Source organism: Nannocystis punicea (assembly GCF_026965555.1).
Lineage (GTDB): Bacteria > Myxococcota_A > Polyangia > Nannocystales > Nannocystaceae > Nannocystis > Nannocystis punicea.
On sequence record NZ_CP114040.1, the window covers coordinates 2,366,142 to 2,388,260 of the forward strand.

Sequence of the window (22,119 nt, forward strand, 5' to 3'; positions counted from 1 at the left end):
GTCCGGAGCCAAGAATTCGGCCGGAGCCTCGGAGCTGGTGGCTGCACCGCGAGCCGCCGGTCGCGTGCTGGTGCCCGACGCGCTGGCGGTGGGGCTCGGCTCAAGCGGCCGGCGCCCGCGGCAAGACGTGTCGGCACGCGCGCCGGCGCGCAGGTCGGTGTGCCAGTGGCGCCGGGGATGCGATACAACAGGACCTGTGAGCACCCTGGATCGGATCGCCAGCATCGACGAGTTCTGGACCCGCGAGTTCGCCTACTACCTGCACGAGCATCGCCACCCGCTCAACCGGCTGACGCACATGTTCGGCGTGCCGATCCTGGTGGTGACCGGCGTCGGCGCCGTGGCGACGCTGAGCTGGAAGATGTTCGTGATCGGCTGGACCATCGGCTGGGCGTTCCAGATCGCCGGGCATCGCATCGAGGGCAACAAGCCGGCGCTGCTCAAGCGGCCCATCTCGTGGCTGATGGGGCCCATGATGGTGATGGTCGAGTTCCTCGAGCTGGCGGGGCTCCACTTCGGCTTCGCTCGCCGCGCCCGCTCGATCGTCGGGCTTTGAGCGCCGATCTCGCGCTGCTATGGTGGCCGGGATGCACACCCGGCCGCACCTCGTCCTTTCGCGCTCCGCCCGCTGCCTCGGGCTCGTCGCCGCAGCCTCGCTGGTGGCCACACCGGCCCGCGCCGACGAGGGCCAGTGGTTGCCCGGACAGATCGTCGAGCTCGACCGCGACAAGCTGAGCGCGATGGGCCTCGAGCTGCCGCTGGAGCAGCTGTGGAGCAACAACACCGGGCTGATGCGGGCGGCCGTCAATCTCTCGGGCTGCTCGGCGGCGTTCGTGTCGGCCGAGGGCCTGATCGCCACCAATCATCACTGTGCGCACGGGGCGATCCAGGCGGTCAGCAGCGTCGAGCACGACTACCTCAAGGACGGCTTCCTCGCCCGCACCCGCGCGGAGGAGCTGCCGGGCAAGGGCCTGTCGGTGCGGGTGCTCGAGCGCATCGACGACGTCACCGCGGAGGTGCTGGCCGGCGCGTCGGAGCTGTCCGACGACCGCGCCCGGGCGCAGGCGATCGACCGCGCGCGCAAGCAGATCGTCGACACCTGCGAGAAGCCCGGCGGCGGGCTGCGCTGCGAGGTGGCGGCTTTTTACAACATGAGCCTGTTCCAGCGCTTCACCTACCGCGAGCTCCGCGACGTGCGGCTGGTGTACGCGCCGCCGGCGGCGATCGGCGAGTTCGGCGGCGAGATCGACAACTGGATGTGGCCGCGCCACACCGGCGACTTCACGCTGCTGCGCGCGTACGTCGGGCCCGGCGGCGAGCCGGCCGAGCCGCCGTCACGGCCCTCCGGGCCTGAGGGCGCGGACGCCAACGTGCCGTACAAGCCGGAGGCGTGGCTGCCGGTGGCGCACACGGGGGTCAAGGCCGGCGACTTCGTGGCGGTGCTGGGCTACCCCGGCAACACCGAGCGCTATCTGCCGCTGTCGGAGGTGGAGCGCCACGAGTCGCAGATCTTCCCGGCCCGCATCGATCTGCTCGGCGAGTGGGTGGCGATCCTCGAGGAGCTCGGCGCGACCGACAAGGCCCGCGGGATCAAGGTGGCGTCGGCCAAGAAGAGCCTCGCCAACCGGCTGAAGAACGCCCGCGGCATGCTCGCCGGGTTCTCGGCGATCGGCCTGCTGGACCGCCGCCGCGCCGAGGAGGCCGCGCTCGAGAAGTGGGCCGAGGAGTCGGGCGAGCGCGAGTATTCGAAGGTGCTGCCGGCCCTGCGCGCGCTCAGCAAGGACCGCAAGGACAGCTTCGCCCACGACTACCTGCTCGAGCAGGTGCCCAACGGGCCGAACCTGCTCGGCCTGGCGATCGACCTGGTCCGCCGCGCGCGCGAGCGGCAAAAGCCCGATCTCGAGCGCTCGGCCGGCTACATGGACCGCAACGAGAAGAAGCTGTGGGACCGCCAGGAGCGGCGCCTCCGCGACTTCGACGCGGAGGTCGACGCCCACCTGCTGGCGTCGGTGATCGCCCGCGCGCAGGCGCTGCCGGCCGGCTGGAAGCTGGATGCCTTCAAGGACATGTCCCCAGAGTCAGCCGCGGCGGGGGCGGCTGGGGCGAAGGACATGGCCGAAAAGCCAGGCTCGGGGCGCGAGCGCTACCTGAAGCAGGCGCGGCAGCTGATCGCCCGCAGCAAGCTGCTGGCCGAGGGCAAGGCGAAGGCGCTGTTCGACGCCGCCGACCCTGCCGCGCTGGCGGCCAGCGGCGACCCGTTCGTGACGCTGGCGCTGGCGCTGGCGCCGGCGATCGAGGCGGCCGAGGCGCGCGGGGAGACCCGCGCGGGGGTGCTGTCACGGCTCGGCCCGGCGTACTTCACGATGCTCCGCAAGGTCCGCTCCGGGCCGGTCTACCCCGACGCCAACGGGACGCTGCGCCTCTCGTACGCGTCGATCCAGGGCTACAAGCCGCGCGAGGGCCTGCTGGCGACGCCGCAGACGACGCTGTCGGGCCAGCTGGCGAAGGTGACCGGCGAGGAGCCGTTCACGATGCCGGAGCGAGTGCTGGCGGCGGTGCCGAAGGCGAAGCAGACGTACTGGGCCGACCCGATCCTCGGCGACGTGCCGATCGACTTCCTGTCCAGCGCCGACACGACCGGCGGCAACTCCGGCAGCCCGGTGATCAACGGTCGCGGTGAATTCATCGGCCTCAACTTCGACCGGGTGTGGGAAAACATCGCCGGCGACTTCGGCTACAGCGAACGCTCCCGCAACATCATCGTCGACGTGCGCTACCTGCTGTGGCTGCTCGACCAGGTCGAAGACGCGGAGGCGCTGCTGCAAGAGCTCGGGGTCGGCGGGCTCCGCGTGGCCGGCGCCCGCGCGCAGGTCGGCGAGGGGACGCCGGGGCCGACGACGGCCGCGCCCGCGCCGGCGCGCGAGACGTGCCCGCAAGAGCGCCGCGGCTGCGGCTGCGCGAGCGGCTCGGAGTCGACGCCCTGGTGGATGCTGGGGCTGCTGTGGTTCTGGCGACGGCGGCGCTGAGCTGTCCTTCGGGGCAGGCGCGCTCGAAGGGTCCTTGAGACATGGCCGTTCGGGCAGGTTGCCGTGCTTTGCGTGCGGAGGACTCGGCGGGCGGCAGCGTCGGGCGCGTCAGAGGTCGCACGGCGCGGTCGGGCCCCGGATCGAGGCGCGGCGAAGGTCGCGAGGCCGGTGTCCGGGGCGACCTGTCCCTTCAGACAGTCCTCGAACCTCGGGGCGGCCGGGGTGCTTCGAGGCGGTAATTGCCTCGTTCTGCGGAACTCAGTGCCAGGTCGCCCCGGCCCCCGTCCACGGGAGCTTTCTTGGGGCGGTGACGGTCGGCAGAGCCGAGATCCGGGGCCCGACCGCGCCTGAACGGCGAGACTCTCCGCGCGGGGATCGAGGTCGAGGTGCGGGCAATGTCATGCGTCGCGTCGAGCACGTAGGCAATGCGAGACTGAGCTCGAGGCACAGAATGTCTTTTTGGACATGTTCTAAGGTTTCATGGGGTGCGTGTCCCCCGGGACTCGCGGTATGGCCGGTTCGGCGGGGTTCAGTCGCGTCGGTGCGGTGATGCGAGCGCACGTCGGGATGTCGTCGCGGCCGGGTCGAGCCGTGATAAGGGCGAGGTTGCATGCGCGTGGTCTCGTTCGCTTCCGTGGTGTTCCTGTCGCTGTTCGCGTGTGGGCCGAAGGGTCCGGGGATGGCGACCGACACGGCCGACACGGGGAGCGGGACCTCCGGCGGGGGGACCGTCGATGCGCCGACGACGTCGGGCGGGCCGGGGGGGACGTCGGGCGGGACGGCGGGGATGACGATGACCGGCGGGGGCGGGGCCGACCTCGGTGCGCCCGAGACCACCACGGGGGGGACGCCGACCTGCGAGGTGACGGGCGGGTGCAACCGCCTCGACCTGCTGTTCGTGATCGACAACTCGGGCGGGATGGCCGACGAGCAGAAGCACCTCGTGGCCGCGGTGCCGCACCTGGTGGCCCGACTGCGCGAGCTGGTCGGCGAGGACGGTCTGCCGGTGGAGCCCGACGTGCACGTGATGGTGACGACGACCGACATGGGCCATCCGATGTGCGAGCCCTTTGAAAAACCCGACTACGACGCGGCCATGGGCGCGCCGATCGCCAGCCCGTGCGCGCTGCGGCTCGACCGCTTCACCGGGCTCGGCGCCAACCCGCTGCAGCGACCGGACGTGTGCCTCGAACCATGTCCCGAGAGACAGCTGGCAGTGCCCGTCGATCCCTTCGTGGCGTTCGACGCGGAGGGGCACAACGTGGTGGCCAGCGGCGAGGGCGACCCGGTGGTCGAGGCGCTCGAGTGCTTGCTCCCTCAGGGCATCGACGGCTGCGGCTTCGAGTCGCCGCTCGAGTCGATGATGCAGGCGCTCGATCCGGCGGCGGAGTGGAACGCGGGGGCGCAGCCGTTCCTGCGCCCGGGGGCGGCGCTGGCGATCGTCCTCGTCGGTGACGAGACCGACTGCTCGGCGCTGGACCTGCGGCACTTCGATCCCAAGAACGTGGACGACCCGGTGTTCAACCAATTCTGGGAGGACTCACCGGGCGTGCCGGGGGTCAAGGACGAGCCGACCAGCGCGATCTGCTGGAACGCGAGCATGACCTGCGAGGACACCGATCCCGACCTGGCGTACGACTCGTGCGTGCCGGAGGAGAAGGGGGTGCTGCAGCCGCTCTCGCGCTACACCGGGTTGCTGGTCGACGTCCTCGGCGGCGAGCAGGACAAGCCGGTGTTCATGCTGGTGGTGACGGGGATCCCGACGACCGGGATCGAGGATCTGGTCCACCGCGGCTGGGCGCCGGAGGACATCCTGCCGGACGACAGCGACACGCCGGCGCAGAAGGAGTTCGACTACGGGATCGGGCCCGGGTGCACGAGCCCGGCCGCCGGCAACGGGCTGCCGCCGGGGCGGATCCGTCAGCTCTGCGAGGCGCTGGACGTCGCGGACGATCCGGACACTCCGGCCGACGAGTCGCAGGTCCGCTGCTGCTTCGAGTCGACCTGCAACACCGACCTCTCGGGCGGGTTCGACTGTCTGGCCGACAAGCTGGCGCACAGCCTCCGCGCGGCTGGTTGAAGTCGCGGGACGATCCGCGGCCGTCGGCCGGGTGGCTGAGGATCTCGCGGTCCGGCTCGAGGTAGCGGGGGCCGACGACCTCGATCTCGCCGGCGTCGCATGCGGGCCGGGCGATCTCACGGACGGCCCTCGAACGGGGGTTGCGGGCGCGCGTACGGGCTCCCGAGGGAATGGCGGTGCGTGCGCGCGTACGGGCAGGCGCCAGCAAGCCCGGCCAGGGCCGCTCTCCGTGCCGTGGTTTTGGCGCTCGCGCCGAGGGTAGGGCACGATCCAGGAAGATGCCCGCGGCCGACGAGACCTACCGCCAGTGGTTGGAGCTCCGCCTCGGGCAATCGCTGGTCGACGACCTGATGTCCCCCGACCAGGTCGTGGTGTGGCACGAGCTGTGCCGCGCGCTGCGGGTCGGGCCGGCGCCGGTCGCCGACGACGACGACGACGAGCCGGCGCTGACGGAGTGCGGCGAGTCTCTCGAGACATGTCTCATCGGACATGGTGAAAAGGGCATGTCGCCGCTGTGGGCGGTGGGCTCGACGCGCGCCGGCGGGTGCACGCTCGTGCAAGACCTGCTGCTCGGGCTGTGCGGGCCGACCGGAGCGCCGCCGCGGGCGCGGCTGGGTGACGCGCTGCCGGTGCCGCTGGTGGTGTGCGGCCGGACGGTGCGCGGGCCGCTGGGGATGTTGGGGATGGATGTCCGCTGGGACAGCTGCGAGACGGTGGCGGAGGCGCTGGAGCGCTGGTGGTCGCTGGTCGAGCACGACGTGCGCCGGGCGTTCGCGCCGGGTTTCGCGGCGGCCGAGCTGCGGGCGCGCAGCCAGCCGCCGCTGCTGCTGATCGCGGGGCTCGACGAGCTGCCGGGGCCGACGCGGGCGGCGGTCGGGCGGTGGGCGGCGGAGCTGTGCGCGGCGGGGGCACCTGTCCTCTTGACCACGCGCTCGGCGGACGTGCCGGAGCTCGAGGCGCTGCGCGCGGCCGGGTCGCTGCGGCGGGTGTACCTGCAACCGCTGGCGCGGCCGGACATCGACCGGTTCGTCGATCGGTGGGTGCGGCTGCCGGGGGCGTTCGAGCCGGCGACCGCGGGGCGGGTGCGGGCGGCGATCGACGGAGCGCCGGCGCGGCGGGCCCTGGCGCGTCGGCCGGTGACTCTGGCGATGCTGACGGTGCTGCTGGCCCGCACGGAGGCGGCGCCCGACTCGCTCGAGGCGTTGCAGCGGCAGCTGCTCGCGGTGCTCGACCCGCAGCGACCGGCGCATCGGCTGCTGATGGCGCGCATCGTCGCCGATCGCGACAGCCCGATCGCGGCGCCGGAGCGGGCCGAGTGGGTGGCGCCGCTGGTGGCGGCGGCGGGGGTGCACGACCATCCGGAGCTGGGCGACGCGCTGGGCCGCGATCCGGCGCTGGCGGACGCGGGCGGGGAGGTGCTGCGCACGGCGGCGCAGGGCTGGGCCGCCGGCGGGTGCCCGATCGAGGCGGTGCGGTCGCAGGTGCCCGAAGGATTGGCGGGGCTCGCCGCGGGTCAGGTCGGCGACCGCGACGACGCGATGGCGCGGCTCCTGGTGTTCGGCCGGCGCGCGGGCTGGTGGCGACCGGAGCACGCGTTCGTGCTGCACCGCGGGCTGCCGGGGCGCGAGCGGCTGTTCGAGGTCGGCGACGAGGCGATCCGAGCGCGGCCGCTGTTCGTGGCGCTGTCGGAGCTGCAGGAGATGTGGGGCACGTTCGCGTTGCCGCTGCTGCGCGCCGCGCCGCTCGGCTACGTGCTGGCCGAGGGCGGCGCGGCCTGCCCGGTGACGACCGCGGCGCTGTTCGCCGAGACCCCGCCGCCCGAGGTCCGCACGGTGCGAGATCTGTTCCAGCGCGCCCTGCTGCTCGAGCTGACGCTCGTCAGCCTCGCCGCCGACGACGAGGTGCTGCAGCGCGAGGTGCTCGAGGTCGTCCTCGCCCGCGACCAGGACCTCGACGCGGCGCTCGACCGGGCCCTGCTCGCGGAGCTCGGCGAGGCCCGTCCGCCGGGGCCGCGCAGCGCCGGCCACCTGAGCCCGCGGCTGCTCCACATCGACGCGGCGCTCGAGCTGGCGAGCCGGCTGACGCCCGACGGGGCGCCCGAGCTGGCGCGAGACCTCGAGCTGGCGCGCGGGCGGGCGGCGACGGAGCACGAGCCGCGGCTGCAGCGCCTGGCCGCGTTCGTGGTCGTCATCCTTTTATATGCGATCGACCGCCGGCTGGTGCCGAGGCGCGCGGAGATCCGGCGGAACGATGTCTCGGCGCTGCTCGTGGCGCTGACGCGGCCGGAGACGGTGGCGGCGGCGTTCCCCGAGGAGCGCCGGGGGCAGATCGCGGCCGACTGGCAATGGGTGGCCCGGCAATCGTGGGGGCCGCAGCGGGTCGCCGAGATCTTGCTGCTGCACATGCCGGACGTGGTGTCGCTCGCGCCCGAGCAGGTGCTCCCCCGCTGCCACGCGTGGTTGCGGCGGTTCCTCGGCGCGGCGACGGAGCGCGGGCCGGCCGAACATGACGGCCGGGAGAGGCCGCGCGCCCGCAAGTGACAGCCGGCGCGAACGCCGAGGCGTGAGCCGGCGAGAAGTGCGCGAGGTGCTTGCGATGGCGGGACGCGTGCGAGCCGTCGGCGTCGGGCTGCGGACTCGCGGCGCGCGTGACTGCCCGATGCAGTCACGAGGCAGAGGCCGCGCAGCGACATGCCGTGGTGTCACCGCTCGGGGCGGGTGAATCGATCGGGGCTCTGGTCGCGGAGGACCTGCGTCGATGCGTCGCGGACGCGGCGATGCGGCGCGCGGAAATGTGCCGGCGGTGTGTCGCGCGGTGGTTCGCGTGGACGACACGGCAGGCGCGGGGGTGCGCGGCCCCGCCGGCCCGCGGGATAGGCAAAGACTGGTATGGTGCAACCCTGGCCGATACGGCCTGACGCGCGCCTTTGTGCGCGCAGGCGCGGCGCCGGTTAGGGCAGGCACGAGGCATCCGATGGCAGACACATCTTCGCGTATCCCCGATGAGCAGGGCTTCGACGGCGCGGCGGCGGCGGTCCGCAGCGAGCCCGAGCGGGCCGACCGCTGGGACCAGGTCGAGGCGCTCGGCGAGCCGGAGCACGCCGCCGCGATCGCGGCGCTCTATCGCGAGATCCTCGCCAAGGAGCTCACCCCCGCCGCGGCCGCCGTCGTCGGTCCGCGCGCCGTCGCCTTCTTCGAGGAGTGGTTCCCGGGCGACGAGGCGGCGCTCACCGAGGTGCTGCGGCGCGTGCTCGCGGTCCAGCCCGGCGACGGCTGGGCGTTCCAGCGGCTGACGGGGGTGCTGACCCTGAACGAGCGCTGGAGCGAGCTGCTGGCGCTGTACGACCAGATCCTGGCCTCGAGCTCGATCGACGAGGCGCGCCGGATCGGGATCCTCGAAGAGGCCACCGACATCGCCCGCGACTTCGCCGGCCAGCCGGATCACGCGGTCGACTACATGCAGCAGCTGCTGGCGCTGCGCCCGAACGACACGCGCTTGGAGGCGGCGCTCGAGCGCTTGCTCGAGAAGCAGGGCCGCCACCGCGACCTGATCTCGCTGTACAAGCGGCGGATCGGGCTGCTCGGGCGCGAGGCGACCGCGGGCCTGCCGGTCAAGATCGCCGAGCTGTGGCTCGATCGCCTGGCGCAGCCCGGCGAGGCGCTCGAGGAGCTGCGCGGCCTCCTCGCCGACGATGTCGGCAACCGCGAGGCGTGGGGGCTGCTCGAGCGGATCCTGGTGCTGGCGGAGGCGTCGACGACGGTCCGCACCGGCGCGCTCGACCTGCTGCGGACCAGCTACGACGCGGCCGACCTGCGCGAGGAGGTGATCCGGATCCTCGGGGTCGCGCTCGGGTTCGCCGAGGCGCAGGCGGCGATCGGGCTCCACCGCGAGCTCGCGGAGCGGCTGGTGGTGGCCGGTCGTCCGGCGCCGGCGATGGAGCACTACGTGGCGGTGGTCGGCGCGCTGCCGGCCTCGGTCGACGACCACCGGCGGCTGCGTCACCTCGCGGAGCTGCACGACCAGCACGCGCTGCACGTGAAGGGCCTCGCGGCCGCGGCGGCGAGCGAGCCCGATCCGGGCCGGCGCGCGGCGCTGTGGGCCGAGGCGGGCGATGTCCATCGCACGTCCTTGGCCGATCCCGCGGGGGCGATCGAGCTGTATCAGCGCGTGCTCGCCGAGCCGAAGGCCGACCGGGCGCTGGCGCTGCGGGCGGCGCGATTGCTCGACGACTTGCTGGCGCAGTCGGGGCAGGCGGCGGAGCGGCTGACCGTGCTCGAGCGGCTCGGCGAGCTCGAGACGGGCCCGACGCAGACGACGGTGCTCGGCGAGGCGGCCAAGCTGGCCTTCGGGTCAGGTGACCTGGAGCGCTCGCTCAAGAGCTGGCGCGCCCGTCTGGCCCTCGACGCCGAGGACGCCGAGGCGCTGACGGCCGCGATCGCGGTGCTCGAGGGCCTCGGGCGCTGGGGCGAGGTGGTCGAGGTGCTGCGCCAGCGCGCGGCGGGCCCGGTGCTGGAGCACCAGCGCCGCGCCGATCTGGTGCGGGTGGCGGAGATCCAGGCGGAGCACCTCGCGGACCTGCCGGGGGCGATCACGACCTGGCAGGAGATCGTGCGCGGCTTCGGCGAGACGGAGGAGACGGTCGAGGCGCTGGCGTCGCTGCTGGCCGAGGTCACGCGCTGGCCTGACCTCGCGGACCTGCTCGATCGGGCAGCCGGTCACGGCACCGCCCGACTGGCCGACCTGTCGACCCGCCTCGGCGACGTGTTCCGCAGCGAGCTGGCCGCGCCCGGCCGCGCGGTCACCTGCTACGACACTGCGTTGACCGCCGACCCGGCCCACGCGGGGGCCCGCACGGGGCTGTTGGCGACGCTCGAGACGGAGGCCCGCTCGGGCGCGGTCGAGGTGCTCGGCAAGCTGTACCGCGGCCGCGGCGAGTGGAGCGAGCTGGCGGCGATCGCCGACTCGCGCCTGGCGGTGGCCGAGGGCGACGCGATCAAGCAGGTCGACATCCTGCGCGAGACGGCCCGCCTGCACGAGGCGCACACCGGCGACAAGGCGGCCGCGGTCGCGGCGCTGGCCCGGGCGTTCCCGCTGGCGCCGGCCGACCGCTCGATCGAGCGCGATCTGTTGCGGCTGTCCGAAGAGACAGGTGATTTCGCGCCCGCGGCCGGGGCGTTCCATCAGGCCGCCGCGGCGCCGATCGCCGGCGAGCCGCACCGCGCGACCGAGCTGCGGCTGGCGGAGGCGCGGCTGGCCGAGCACAAGCTGGGCGACTCGGCGCGGGCGCTGGCGGCCTACCAGGCGGTGCTGGCGGCCACGCGCAGCGACGCGGAGGCGGTCCGCGGGGCGATCCGCAGCGCCGCCGCGGTGGGCGACTTCTCGGCCGCCGCGCACGCGCTGCTCGGCCAGATCGTCGGCGACCAGAAGATCGACGAGGCGACCTTCGTCCTGGTCGAGGGCCTCGCCGGCGAGCACGCCGGCTGGGATCGATTGACCCTGTCCCTCGAGGCAGCCGCCAACGCGGCCAGGGGCTCGCTCACGCCGGAGCTGTACGCGTTCGTGGCGGCCCGCGTGGCGCTGTGGCACCGCGACCGGCGGAGCGACGTGGCGGCCGCCCGCGAGGCGCTGCTGCGCTCGGTGGCGACGCAGCCGGGCCACCGCGAGCGGCTGCAGACGCTCGCCGAGCTGCAGCGCGCGGCGCCCGAGCCGGCGCTGATCGACACGCTGCTGGCGCTCGACCAGCTGAGCGAGACCGACTTCGATCCGCTGTACGAGGCCTCGGAGCTGGCGCTCGGGCTGCTCGGCGACACCGACATCACGCGCGACATCCTCCAGCGGCTGCTGAGCCGCGCGACCGCGCTGTGGAGCCGCGGGGTCGCGACCACCGGCAAGCGCAGCAACGACGCCAGCGTCGGCTGGGCGGGGCAGAAGCTGGCGCAGCTGTCCGAGCAGGACGGCGACCGCCGGGCCGCGGCCGAGCTGCTGGCCAAGGTGTCGACCTTGCCCTTCGAACAGCCTGTCTCTCAGGACATGCGCGTAAGGGCAGCCGGGATCTTCGCCGAGCTCGGCGACCGCCAGCGGGCGATCGGCCTGTACGAGGCGGCGCTCGAGTCGGACCCGGACGACCTCCGGGTGCTGCGCCTGCTCGGCCCGCTGCTGCAAGCCGAGGAGCGGTTCCCCGAGCTGCTCAAGCTGCGCAAGCACGAGCTGTCCAAAGAGCCAGACGCGGCCCGCCGCCTCGAGCTGCGGCTGGAGATCGCGCGGCTGGTCGGGGTGATCGAGCAGCGCGGTGGCAGGGTGGAGGCGCTGCGGCACAACCTGCAGGACGACCCGAGCCACGATCCGTCGCTCGCGGCGCTGACGGAGATCCTGGCCGACAAGGCCAGCCCGGACGAGCTGGCGAAGTTCCTCGGCGAGCACGCGGCGCGGCTCGAGCAGGTCGACGACAAGCCGCGCGCGGTCCGGCTGTGGACGCAGCTGGCCGAGCTGGCCGAGCGGCGGATCGGCGACGTCGAGCTGGCGCTGTCGAGCCACCGCCGCGCCGCCGCCCTGGCGCCCAACTTCCACAACCTCGACGCGCTGGCGCGGCTGCACGTGGGTCGCAACGAGCCGGCCGAGGCGGTGCCGTGGCTGACGGAGCGGCTGGTCCGCACGCCCGAGGGGCCGGAGCGCACCGACATCGTGCTCGGCCTCGCCAACGCGCTGCTGGGCGCCGGTCGCAACGTCAAGGCGATCGAGGTGCTGACCCGGGCGGTCAGCGATCACCCGGCCGAGGCGCGCACGCGCGACCTGCTGATCCGGCTGGTGCGCGAGGCCGGCGACTTCGAGCGGCTGGCGTCGCTGCTGCAGGTCGCGGCCGAGCACACCGACGACCGCGAGCAGGTGCTGGCGTTCCTGTACGAGGCGGCGGCGATCGTGCGCGACCGCCTCGGCGAGCTCGACCGGGCGATCCCGGTGCTCGAGCGCCTGCACACCCTCGTGCCCGACGACCGCGGCGTGCTGGCCTACCTGGCCGACGCGCTCGTCAGCGGCGAGCGCTGGGCCGACGCGCAGGGGGTCCTGGAGCGGCTCCTGGCCGACTTCGGCCGCCGGCGGCCGCCCGAGCGCGCCCGCGTGCACTACAAGCTGGCCCAGGTGGCGCGCGCGCTGGGCGACGCCAAGGCGGCGGTGGCCCAGCTCGAGCTGGCGACCGCGATCGACGTCGGCGACGTCGCCAGCCTGCAGCTGCTGGCCGAGCTGTCCCGAGATGCAGGTGACCTCGCCCGCGCCGAACGCAGCTACCGCGCGCTGCTGCTGGCGGCGCGCCGCCGCGGGGTCGACGGCGACGAGCGCCTGATCGGCATCGCCGAGGCGCAGTACGAGTTGAGCCGCCTCGCCGAGGGCCGCGGGCAGGCCGACCTCGCCCAGGAGCTGCTCGGCTCGGCGATCGAGGCCGCGCTGCAGGACGACCGCGAGGCCCGCAAGCTGCAACGGGCGCTGCGCAGCCGTGGCGACGCGCCGCTGCTGGTCCGGGTGCTGCGCTCGCGCCTGGCCGCGGCGCAGGACCCCGCCGCGCGTGGCAGCGTGCTCGGCGACCTGGCCGACGCGCTCGACGCCACCGGCCAGGCCGACGAGGCGCTGGGCCTGCGGCTCGAGGCGCTGCAGCAAGATCCGGCCTCGGACGCGCTGCAGCGGTCGGCGGCCGAATTGGCGGCGCGCCTGGGCCAGAGCGCGCGCTACGTCGACGCGGTGATCGGCCTGGTCGACCGCGCCCGTCGCAAGCAAGACGCGGGGCTGCAGGCCGACCTGCTCCTTCGGGCAGCCGACATCGTCGAGCGCGAGTTCGCCGACCACGCGCGGGCGGCCGAGCTGTACGGGCGCGTCGAGGCCGGCGGTCAGCGGGTCGTCGAGGCGTGGATGGGCCTCGCGCGGCTGGCCGCGGGGCGCGGCGACTCGGCGCGGCAGGTCGAGCTGCTCGAGCGGATCGCGAACTCCCCCGACGACTCGATGTCGCCGGAGGTCCGCGCGCGCGCGGCCTTCGGGCTGGCGGAGATCCACCTGGCCGCGCCCGAGTCGCGCGACGCCGGCGTGGCGGCGATGCGCCGCGCGCTGCAGACCGAGCCGCGCCTCGACCTGGCGGAGCCGGTGCTGCGCCGGGCCCTCGCGGCCGCGCCCGATCACAAGGAGCTCGGCGAGCTGTACGAGCAGATCGTGCGCAAGCTCGGCGACCGCCAGGCGCTGCTCGGCTGGCTCGAGCAGAAGGTCAACGTCGAGGGCGTCGATCCGAAGGTCGCCGAGGACGCGGCGAACCTGGCGCTCGAGCTCGGCGAGGCCGAGCGCTCGGAGAAGCTGCTGGTCCGCGTGGTCGAGCTGGCCAACGAGCGCGAGAACAGCGCCAACTTCATCGCCGAGACGTACTTGACCCTCGCCGGCCGCCGCAAGGCCGCGGGCGACCTGCGCGGCGCGGTCGACTACCTGCGCGAGTCGGCCGCCCACTGGCACCTGCCGCGGACCTTCGAGCTGCAGCTCGAGCTCGCCGGCCTCGCCGCGGGGCAGCCCGACCAGCTGCCGCTGGCCGCCGAGGTCTACGAGGACCTGCTGCTGCAGGACGCGAGCAACAAGGCAGTGTGGGCGCCGCTGATGGAGGTGTACCGCAAGTCCGGCGACCCGTCGCGGCTGCAGCAGCTGGTCGAGTCGACCCTGCCGAGCCTCGCCGAGATCGGTGAGCGCAATCAATTGCGGCTCGACCTGGTCGACGCGCTGCTGCAGGCCGGCGGCCACGAGCAAGAGGTGGTCCGCCTGCTCAAGGACGTGCTGATGGAGGAGCCGGGTCACAAGCAGGCCGAGAGCCTGCTGGCCGAGGTGTTCGAAAAGACAGGCTTCGACTCCGAGCTGGTCGACCTGCTGAACCAGCAGATCCTCGCGGCGCAGGGGGCGAACGACAGCGAGGGCGTGATCGCGGCGACGCTGCGGCTCGGCGACCTGCTGCGCAAGACCCAGCCCGACGAGGCGCTGGCGGTCTACCGCTCCGCCCTCGACTTCGCGCCGCAGAGCCGGGCGCTGATCGAGGCGATGCTGGCGCTGACCGAGGGCGAGCACGACCCGCGCGAGCGGGCGGAGATCGGCGAGCGACTGCTGGCGATCGAGACCGGCGCGGCGGCGGTCCGCCTGGCGCTCGACCTCGCGGGTCAGTACGACAAGCTCGCGGAGCGCGAGGCCACGAGCCGCGTGCTCGAGGCCGGCTACAAGGCCGCGCCCGACAGCGACGAGCTGCGCGAGCGGCTCGAGGCCTGGTACCGCGAGCGCGGCGAGTTCGAGCGCCTGGCCGAGCTGCTGGTCGCGTCGGCCGACCGCGCGATCGACCCGACCACGGCGGTCAGGCTGCTGCGCGAGGCCTCGTCGATCTTCGTCGACCAGCTGATGGACGCGCAGAAGTCGGCCGAGGTCCTGCGCATCGCGGTCGCCGTCGACCCCAACGACAACGAGCTGCTGCGCGAGTTCATCGCCCGCCTGTGCGACACCGGCGAGCACGCCAGCGCGGTCGAGGAGCTGACGAAGGCGATCGACTGGCGCCCGCTCGAGCGCGACGACCAGGTCGAGTTCCTGCGCCGCCGCGCCGAGCTGCGCATGATCATCGGCGACGAGGCCCGCGCCTCCGCCGACCTCGAGGAGGCCTACGGCCTGGTCGGCGCCGAGCTGATCCCCGACCTCATCGACGGCCTCGAGCGCTGGCGCAGCGCCGCCGCCAAGCGCAGCGACCGCGACGGTGAGCGCAGCGCGACCTTGCGGCTGGCCGACGTCCTGCGCAAGGAGGGCGCCGACGACCAGGCTCGCCACGCGCTGTCCGGGTGGATCGAGCACGCGCCCGGGGACACCGAGGCGCTGCGCCAGCTGACTGCGATGGACGTGGCCGCCGGCCGGTGGGAGAGCGTGATCGAGACGGCGACCAAGCTGGTGGCCGCGGAGTCGGGCGAGGAGCAGATCAAGGCGGTGATGCAGCTGGTCGACGCGTGCGAGAAGGTCGGCCGGCCCCACGACGCCCAGGCCGGGCTCGAGGCGGCGCACAAGGCCCAGCCGAAGAACGAGGCCGTGCGCGCGCGCCTGAAGCAGATCCTCGAGGAGACCGAGAACTACCCGGCGCTCGCGCGCCTGCTGATCTCGGAGGCCGACGTGATCAGCGACGAGGGGTCCCGCTTCGTGACGCTGCGCCAGGCCGGCGAGCTGCTGCTCGACGAGGACCCGGAGGCGGCCGTCGACGCGCTCAAGCGGGCGCTCAAGCTCCGCCCGGCCGACACCGCGGTCAACCTGCTGCTCGTCGAGGCCTACGCCGCCGCCGAGCTGTTCGACGAGGCCGACGCGATCCTCGACGCGGCCATCGAGGCGATGAAGGGCCGCCGCTCGCCCGACCTGTGCGCGATGCAGTACCGCAAGGCGATGGTGGCCGGGGCCCGGGAGAACTCCGAGCAGGAGCTGCACTGGCTCAAGGAGGCTCACAACACCGACCGCAACAACGGCGACGTGGCGGTCGCCCTGGCGACGCTGGCCGAGCAGCTCGAGGACTACGACCTCGCCATCCGCGTGCTCCGCAGCATCGCGTTGATGGAGGCGGCCCCGATGAGCCGTGCGGTGGCGTACCTGCGCCAGGGCTACATCGCCGAGCGGCGCGGCGACCGCCAGAAGGCGGTGCTGTGGGGCAGGAAGGCGTTGATGGAGGACCCGAACTGCACCGAGGCGACCGACTTCCTGCGCCAGATCGGCGAGCTGTAGCGCAGCGTGTCGCAGCGGCGGAGGCGAGGTCCCACCCGCGGGCCTCGCCTCTCGCCGTTCAGGCCCCCATATGCCGCGGTGTCGGGCCGCGTCCGTTCGGCCTATCATCGCCGCCTATGCCGACGATGACGACGAGCGACAAGGTCCAGATCGCCTACCGCGTGCTCGGCGAGGGGCCGCGGACGATCCTGGCGATCCACGGCTGGATGGTGTCCAGCACCGTCTACGACGAGCTGGCCGAGCGGCTCGACCTCGCGGGCTACCGGCTCGTGATCCCCGACCTCCGCGGCTCCGGCGAGTCCGACCGCCCCGAGTCCGGCTACACGGTCGAGCGCTACGCGGCCGACGTGACCGAGCTGATGGATGTCCTCGGGGACAGGTCGTTCGTGCTGGTCGGCCACAGCATGGGCGGAGCGATCGCGCAGTGGATCGCGTCGGCGACGCCGGAGCGAGTGAGCGGCCAGGTGCTGCTGTGCCCGGTGCCGGCGTCGGGGATCCCGTTCCCGCCCGACGCAGCGGCGCTGTTCCGCGGCGCCGACAACCGCGAGTCGAAGGCGACGATCCTCGGGATGGCCTGCACGAACCTGTCCGAAAGCGCACGCGATCGGCTGCTCGGCGCCGGCGCGTCCATCCCGTCGAAGTGCATCTCCGAGGCGTTCGAGTCGTGGTCGGGCCTGAGCTTCACCGACCGCCTCAAGAACGTCACGGCCCGCACCCTGGTGGTCGCCACCGACGACCCGTTCATGCCGCCTCCGTTCCTCCGCCAGACGGTGGTCGACCCGATCGCTGGGGCGCGCCTGGCGGTCATCCGCGGGGCAGGGCACTACGTGCAGGTCGAGCGGCCCGACGAGACTGTGGCGGTGATCTCGGGGTTCCTCGCGGGGCTCGGGTAGATCGGCGGGACATGCTCTTCGGGGCATGTTCTTCGGGGCATCTTCGACTTGTGTAAATCGCCGTGCCTCGCTGCGAGCATGCAGCCGTGGCACGACGCAGGGCGCGATCGGGCTCCAGCGGTGCGCGGAGGACGTCGCACTGGGGGGTCGGGGGCAGCGGTGGCGCGAAGGACGTCGCACGGCGCGGTCGGGGGCAGCGGTGGCGCAGAGGACGTCGCACGGCGCGGTCGGGGGCAGCGGTGGCGCAGAGGACGTCGCGCGGCGCGGTCGGGCCCCGGATGAAGCGCGGCGAGGGTCGCGAGGCCGGTGTCCGGGGCGACCTGTCCCCTCGGACAGTCCTCGAACTTCGAGGCGGCAGGGGTGCTTCGAGGGGGCAATTGGCTCGTTCTGCGGAACTCGGTCCAGGTCGCCCCGGCCCCCGTCCACGGGAGCTCTCTTGTGGCGGTGACGGTCGGCGGAGCCGAGATCCGGGGCCCGACCGCGCCTGAGCAGCGAGTGCCTCCGCGCCGAAGTTGATGTCGTGTCGAAGGAAGAGCTTGTCCCGGTGCAGGCCGTCGCTCTGGGCGATCCGGACTCTCGCGGGAATATCGATCCCGCCCTACGGGAGAGGCTGGGTGCCGCAGGCATGCCAAGACGTCGCGCGCCGCGGTCGGGTCAGGATGAACGCGGGGCGAGGCTAGCGAGGCCAGGTCCGATGAGACATGTCCATCCGGACAGTTTAAAACTTCGCCGCTGCTGGGTGCTTCGAGGCGGCAATCGCCTCGTTCTCCGGAACTCGGTCCAGGTCGTCCCGGCCCCCGCTCTCGGAAGCTCTCTTGGGCAGTGACGGTTGGGGCGGCTTGGGTCCGGGGCCGGGCTATGGATGTCGTCGTGTCGAAGAGCTCGCCGGCCGCGGGGGTGCTGGGGGTGCTGTTATGCTTGCGCGCGTGCGAGAGATTTTCTCACCGCTCGAGCTGCCGGCGCCGGAAGTGTTTCGGGCGGGCTTGCGGCCGCCGGTGACGGCGGTGACGCTCGTCGAGGTGGCGAGCTGTAGTGCGTGCGAGCCCGACCGGTTGGACGAGCTCATGGATAGGGCGGCGTTGCTGTCGGCGCCACGCGAGGCATTTCCCGCGGCGACTGCGGCGCTGGCCGGGTTCGTCAAGCGGCTCCTGTGCTGGTGGGAAGAGTGGCCTGCCGACGAGGTGTGGAGCGAGGACGCGGTGGCTTGTCAGGATGCTTCCTGGCGAGAAGAGGTGGGGCCTGGGCCGTACCCGCCGCTCGCACCGGAGAGGGCCGTGGAGGAGGCGCGGTGGGTGTTGGCGGCCATCGGCAAGAGTCGAGTACGCGCCGGGCGAAAGGCCTTCGGGACATGGCCGGAGGAGCAGCTCGAGGCGGTCTGGGCGTTGCGGTTCGCCTCGAACGATGTGCTGCTGTTCGGGCGAACAGCCGCGCGCTGGACCGCGTTCGCGTGGTCGACGACGGCGTGAAGGGGTCGTGGTGCGCCCTTCCTCGCGGACCGGAGCGGACGGCGAAGCAACAGGCAGCGCCCGAATTTGGCGATTTGCAAGGGAGTCGCATTCCTGCGCGGAACCGAAACGTGTAGCCTCGGGCCGCCGTGAGCCCGTCGATCGAGATTGACATCGCCTTCAGCCGCCCCGGCCTCATCGTCCTCGACGAGCACGGAGCCGTCTACACATCGCAGGTCTTCGGGAACAGCTGCGAGCAGGTCGCTGCGCGCGGCTTCTTCGTTCCGTTGGACGAGACGTTCCCGGAGTTCATCCCCGAACCGGTCGAGGAGGCGCTCGGCAAGCTCCTGGCGAATGCGCCCTATCTATCGGAGCGCGAGGCGGACGAAGTGGACGCGCTCCTCGCCCGGTATGGGGAGACCGAGTTCCTCCGCGTAGATCGAACGATGCTGGCGGAATCGGGGGAGGCTTGGGTCTACGTCGACGTCATACCGCGCGGAAGCTGTCCGCTCTCGGGAAGCGGACCGTGGAAAGGCATCCTGGTGTGGGCGAACAGCGACTGATCGTTCGCCGGTGCTCTTGCTCTCGACGTGCTGCGCCGTCTCGAGTTTGTCGTGCGTGTTCGATGCGAAGCACGAAGGCCGGTGGGTAGCCGCGCTTCGTCGGGCCTGAGCGTCGTGCGATGTCCTCCGCGCTCGACCTCGCCGCGCTTCATCGGAGCCTGAGCGGCGTGCGACGTCCTCCGCGCGGCGGGTCTCGCCGTACTTCATCGGAGCCCGAGCGCCTCCGAGCGGCTGCCCCGGGGGACATGTCCTTCAAACAATGGCCTGAGGGTCAGCCAGGACGAACGCGTCGACCAGCGCCTCGAAGCACGCGCCGTTGGGGCGGAACATCGTGTAGCTGCCGTGCATCGCCCCGTGGGGCGTCTCGAGCACGCAGCCGCTGGTGTACTCGAACGACTCGCCGGGGTGGAGCAGTGGTTGCGAGCCGACCACGCCTTCGCCCTCGACCTCGCGGACGCCGCCGTGGGCGTCGGTGATGAACCAGTGGCGGCGGCACAGCTGGGCGGGTGCGTCGCCGGTGTTGGAGATCCGGATCGTGTAGGCGAAGACGAAGCGTGCGCCCTCGGGCAGGGCGCGCCCGCCGACATAGCGCGTCTTCACTTCGACGCAGATCCCCTCCGTCTCGCTCCTGGTCACCTGGGGTCCCATTAGCCGAGCGACGCGGGGCCTTGCAAGGGGGGGGCGTCCGTGAGCCAGGCATCGAGCTCGAGTTCGCGGCGGAGGCGCTCCGACGGTCCCCCGTGCGGGACGTGCCCGCGGGCGGCGTGGTATGCGTCGACCATCGCGCCACGTCGGCCCGGCGGAGCGACGCGCCGTCTTCGAGCGCCTCGTCGAGGAAGCGGTCGGGCAGGCGGTCTTCGGCGAGCGTCCAGCGTCGGGCAGGTCGAAGGCGTGGCGCACGGCGGCGATCCTGCGTGCGGACCGCCGCAGATCGTCTTCGCCCCGAGACAGGCCCGTGACCATCGCCAGCAATTCGGCGCCCTCGCGCCGAGGCTCGCGGATCGCCCCGCGCAAGGACCTGCAGAAGATCCGTGAGTCGAGCAGGGCCGCGTTGTCCTCGGCCTCGATCACTCGCGCGGGCGCGCGCGCCACGTCGGCGCGGTGGCGGTCGACGCCGACCGGCAGGTCGGCCTGGTCGGCGCGGCAGCGGTTGTGGTCGGCGCCCCTGCTGGCGGCGCACAGGACCCAGCGCGAACGTCTGCATGGCCCGCGGCTCGAAGCCCGGCAGCTCCAGGCCCTTCACGTGGCAGGCGAAGCGCTCTTGCCCTGGCCGATCGCCGCCGCGGCGCGACGTGTCCTTTCCGCCAGCAGATCGCCGGCGCCCTCGCGGCGGGCGATCGCGCCGGGCCACGGCAGCACGTCGTCGCCGAAGCGGAGCGGCCAGTCGGCGAGACCGCGCTCGGCGCACTCGAGGGCGAACGCCAGAGTGTCGCCGGCCGAGATCGTGTCGAGGCCGAGCGCGTCGCAGGCGCCGGCGGCCACGAGCAGGCGCGCGGAGGCGTCGACGTCGATCCGCGGGCCCAGGGCGAACTGAGTTTCGTACTCGATGCGCGTGGCGCCGTCGCAGTGGTCGCGGCCGATCGTGCAGCCGGCGCAGCTCTCGCGCGCGTGTTCGCCGGCGCGGGCCAGCCCTCGGGCGCGAGCCGCTGCGTGGCCGCCTGGCCGATCGACACTGTCTGAAAGTTACGGCGCGGCAAGATCTGCGGGCGATCGAGGGTCTCGAGGTTGGCCGCGGTCCCGAGCGCCCGATACTTCTCGGTCGCCGCCTCCGCGCCGCGATGTCCATCCCGGAACTCCGACGCGACGGCGAGCCTCGCGCCGGACGCGGAGCGATTGATCGCGTGAGATCGAGGCGGCGGCGGTCCGCGCGGCGGCTGCCGAGCTCGCGGTTCGGATCTCCACACGTCCGCAGTGAGTCGCTCGAAAGCCTTGCGCGGATGTGTGCGCCCGAGAGGGCCGGGTGATGTGCGTGCGGGCGATCACTCGGCGGCGGCCGATCTCGCGGCCCGGATCTTCACGCGCCCGCAGTGAGTCGCTCGACCTGCTTGCACGGACATCTGCGCGCGACAGGGCCTGGTGATGTGCATGCAGGAGATCCCTCGGCGGCTGCCGATCTCGCGGCCCGGAGCTTCACGGCAGTGAGTCGCTCGACCTGCTTGCGCGGACCCATGCGCGCGACAGGGACCCGGTGATGTGCAAGCAGGCGCTCGCTCTGCGGCGGCCGAACTCGCGGCCCGGAGCTCCACGCGCAGGGCGTCGCTCGACCTGCTTGCGCGGATGCATGTGCGCGACGGGCCTGGTGATGTGCATGCAGGCGAATCACGCTGCGGCGGCCGGGCTCGCGGCCCGGAGCTCCACGCGCAGGGCGTCGCTCGACCTGCTTGCGCGGATGCATGTGCGCGACGGGCCTGGTGATGTGCATGCAGGCGAATCACGCTGCGGCGGCCGGGCTCGCGGCCCGGAGCTCCACGCGCCCGCAGGGCGCCGCTCGACCTGCTCGCGCGGATGCATGCGCGCGACAGGGCCTGGTGATGTTCCTGCAGGCGATCATCCGCCGGCGGTGGAGATCAGCACCAGCGCCATGCCGTCGCCGATCGGGTCGTCGGGGTCGGCGACCAGCTCGAGGGCGATGAGGGCGTGCTCGGTGTCCTGGACGAGGTCGGGGACGGGGCCCGGCAGGGTGAAGGCGAGCGCGTGGAGGATCGACGCGAGCGTGCTCGCGGGGACCTCCACGCGCGAGGCGCCCGCGCGCAGGCGCGGGACGCACGGTGAGCCCGCCTCAGCGGGCCAGCAGCGCCTGGGCCTCGGGGTCGGGCGTGAACTCGACGCCCTCCGGCAGCGTGGGCGCGGCGTGGGGCGCCAGCTCGGGCAGGCCCTCGATGTGCGGCGCCTTGCCGCCCTCGATGACCCACTCGTAGCGGCTGTAGTAGCGGGACGTGTGGCCGCGCTCGCCCTTGAGCTCGAGGCACAGCTCGAACGGCGCCGGCGCCTCGTCCTCGCACTCCCACACGCGGGCCTCGAGGTTGACGCGGACGCGGTCCTGCGGGAGGTGGAGGGTCAGGCGGTTCTGCTCGCGGTGCCACGCGAAGATCTCGAGGAAGTGGCGCCACTGCGAGCTCTTGCCGAACGCGCCGAAGCGGTCGCGGCCCTGCTCGAGCAGGACGAGGTGATGGATCTGGTCGCGGTCGTTCTGCGGGAGCCGCTCGATCCACACCTGATTGGCGAGGTGCTTGACCTCGCTGGTGCTGCCGCAGTCGAACAGCCCGAACTCGTACGCGCCGATGCCCAAGGTCGCCGCGAGCCCGAGGCCCACCCACTTGCTGGTCTTGCTTCGTGCCATAGCCGCGGCAGTCTAGAGCGCGTCGC

Annotated in this window: 11 protein-coding genes and 1 pseudogene; 8 read left to right on the forward strand and 4 right to left on the reverse strand. The window is 73.1% G+C overall.

Features of this window, described 5'->3' with window-relative positions:
* Positions 1-196 precede the first annotated feature (196 nt).
* From O0S08_RS09145 to O0S08_RS09180, 8 genes are all read left to right on the forward strand, one after another.
* A complete protein-coding gene (locus O0S08_RS09145; RefSeq protein WP_269038655.1) occupies positions 197-556 on the forward strand; it encodes a DUF962 domain-containing protein in 360 nt (119 codons plus the stop codon).
* 31 nt (positions 557-587) lie between these two features.
* Positions 588-3,026, forward strand: a complete 2,439-nt coding sequence (locus tag O0S08_RS09150; protein WP_269038656.1) for a S46 family peptidase — start codon at positions 588-590, stop codon at positions 3,024-3,026.
* A 616-nt stretch (positions 3,027-3,642) separates the two neighbouring features.
* The gene (locus tag O0S08_RS09155) at positions 3,643-5,106 is read left to right on the forward strand and encodes a hypothetical protein (RefSeq protein ID WP_269038657.1); all 1,464 of its coding nucleotides are present in this window, start codon (positions 3,643-3,645) and stop codon (positions 5,104-5,106) included.
* A 278-nt stretch (positions 5,107-5,384) separates the two neighbouring features.
* On the forward strand, positions 5,385-7,646 hold the full coding sequence (locus O0S08_RS09160) for a hypothetical protein (RefSeq protein ID WP_269038658.1): 2,262 nt from the start codon (positions 5,385-5,387) through the stop codon (positions 7,644-7,646).
* 433 nt (positions 7,647-8,079) lie between these two features.
* Positions 8,080-15,852, forward strand: a complete 7,773-nt coding sequence (locus O0S08_RS09165) for a tetratricopeptide repeat protein (protein ID WP_269038659.1) — start codon at positions 8,080-8,082, stop codon at positions 15,850-15,852.
* A gap of 116 nt (positions 15,853-15,968) precedes the next feature.
* Positions 15,969-16,745, forward strand: a complete 777-nt coding sequence (locus O0S08_RS09170) for an alpha/beta fold hydrolase (RefSeq protein ID WP_269038660.1) — start codon at positions 15,969-15,971, stop codon at positions 16,743-16,745.
* A gap of 914 nt (positions 16,746-17,659) precedes the next feature.
* Positions 17,660-18,211, forward strand: a complete 552-nt coding sequence (locus O0S08_RS09175; RefSeq protein WP_269038661.1) for a hypothetical protein — start codon at positions 17,660-17,662, stop codon at positions 18,209-18,211.
* A gap of 128 nt (positions 18,212-18,339) precedes the next feature.
* Positions 18,340-18,753 (forward strand): DUF6210 family protein, encoded by a 414-nt coding sequence (locus O0S08_RS09180; RefSeq protein ID WP_269038662.1) that lies wholly within the window; start codon positions 18,340-18,342, stop codon positions 18,751-18,753.
* 252 nt (positions 18,754-19,005) lie between these two features.
* On the opposite strand, the gene apaG is transcribed toward O0S08_RS09180, so the two are convergent.
* From apaG to O0S08_RS09200, 4 genes and pseudogenes are all read right to left on the reverse strand, one after another.
* Positions 19,006-19,389 carry a Co2+/Mg2+ efflux facilitator ApaG/CorD gene (apaG, locus tag O0S08_RS09185; RefSeq protein ID WP_224193758.1) on the reverse strand — a complete coding sequence of 128 codons (384 nt, stop codon included), beginning with the start codon at positions 19,387-19,389 and terminating at the stop codon, positions 19,006-19,008.
* A gap of 255 nt (positions 19,390-19,644) precedes the next feature.
* A pseudogene (locus O0S08_RS51235) lies at positions 19,645-20,382 on the reverse strand (aldehyde ferredoxin oxidoreductase C-terminal domain-containing protein); the annotation flags it as partial.
* Positions 20,383-21,300: 918 nt separating this feature from the next.
* Complete coding sequence (locus O0S08_RS09195) at positions 21,301-21,486, reverse strand: hypothetical protein (protein WP_269038663.1); 186 nt, start codon at positions 21,484-21,486, stop codon at positions 21,301-21,303.
* Between the two features lie 46 nt (positions 21,487-21,532).
* Positions 21,533-22,093 (reverse strand): hypothetical protein, encoded by a 561-nt coding sequence (locus O0S08_RS09200; RefSeq protein ID WP_269038664.1) that lies wholly within the window; start codon positions 22,091-22,093, stop codon positions 21,533-21,535.
* Positions 22,094-22,119: the final 26 nt, after the last annotated feature.